2 protein-coding genes are annotated in these 1,437 nt (G+C 42.2%); both read left to right on the forward strand.

Going from position 1 to position 1,437, the window contains the following annotated elements; translation table 11 throughout:
* Positions 1–418 (forward strand): NAD(P)/FAD-dependent oxidoreductase (locus A3763_RS27860; RefSeq protein ID WP_231872058.1); only part of this gene is annotated, 418 nt, incomplete at its 5' end.
* Positions 411–1,322: a ferredoxin reductase gene (locus A3763_RS00955; RefSeq protein ID WP_068633421.1), complete on the forward strand. Its 912-nt coding sequence runs from the start codon at positions 411–413 to the stop codon at positions 1,320–1,322. The genes A3763_RS27860 and A3763_RS00955, both read left to right, overlap by 8 nt.
* The last annotated feature ends 115 nt before the right edge of the window (positions 1,323–1,437 follow it).

The following is a 1,437-nucleotide window of genomic DNA, read 5'->3' on the forward strand; positions in this document are numbered from 1 at the left end:
GGCCCCCAAGGGAAAAAGCGTCATAACTCTTGTAGCACTTCAATACGGCGAAGCATGGCAAGCACTTAGCCCTGAAGATTATGCTGAAGCAAAGTATGACTACGCACAAAAGCTCATTGATCATGTTGAAAAGGCTTACCCAAATCTCAGCCAGTATATTGAAGTTGCTGAGGTAGCGACTCCTTTAACTATGATGCGTTATTTGAACTCACCTGACGGCGCTATTTATGGCTTTAAACAACATATTCAGGATTCTCTCTTATTACGCGACCAATTGAGTGGTATTGAAGGTTTGTATTCCGCAGGAAGTTGGACAGCGCAAGGAGGTTTTCAACCGACCTATATGGCCGGTGAATCAACGGCAAAAAGTATATTGCGTAAAATTAAAAAGTCACAAACGGAGGCTCAACATGCATAAAAATCGCAGCGCAGAACAAAACGTATTAGATGGTGTCGTTGGCTACGTTGAAGCCGTAAAAAAGAAAACCGAGATAGAGCTTAGTGGAAGCGACTTTAGCGAAGAGAAAGGTGCTACGCAAAAGACTATCGACAGTCTACATCCTAAACGCCTTCGTTTACTTGTTACCGATATTTTTACTGATACGCCATCCACGAATACTATTCGTGTCAAAGCACTTGATGGTTACCTTCCCCCTTTTCAAGCAGGTCAGTATATTAACGTTTTTGTTGAGATAAATGGTTCGCCAACTGCCAGACCTTATGCGATGTCTTCCTCTCCCACTGAACGAGACTATTATGACCTGACCGTTAAAAAGGCTCATAGCGGTTTCGTTAGCCATTATTTAGTTGATGATCTGAAGCCTGGTCAAGAGCTTACTAGCACCGGCCCAATGGGAAGCTTTCATCATAATCCACTATTCCATGGTAATGATCTAGTATTCTTCGCTGGCGGATCCGGGATTGCACCTGCACGTAGTATGATCAAACATATCATCGCTAAAGATCTCCCTCATACCATGCATATTATCTACAGCAATAGTTTCGAGGAGGATGTAATATTCGCAAAGGAAATTCGCTCCTGTGCCAAACAGAATCACAATATAAAACTTACAGAATTAATCTCAAGGCCAAGTGAAAGTTATCAAGGCATCGGCGGACGTGTTACTGAAGAGCTTGTTTCATCTTCACTGAGCAACTTAAGCTCAAAGATGTTTTACATATGCGGCCCAACACCCTTTAATGAAAGCTGTGTCGAAATACTTAAAAACTTAGGTGTAAAAGAGCGTCGTATGCTTGTAGAGCTAAACGGCCCTCCTAAGAAACCTGAAACACAAGCACACTGGCCTGAAGATACTTCGTAAACGTAAGGCGAAGCGGACATATCCAAGAATCTAATGATTTAGTATGACATTCCATGGCAGCAGATCTTCCATTTCTGCTTGCTGATCTCTTTTACTAAGTGCTTTCAATAGATAA

This window comes from Oleiphilus sp. HI0128, from assembly GCF_001635365.1.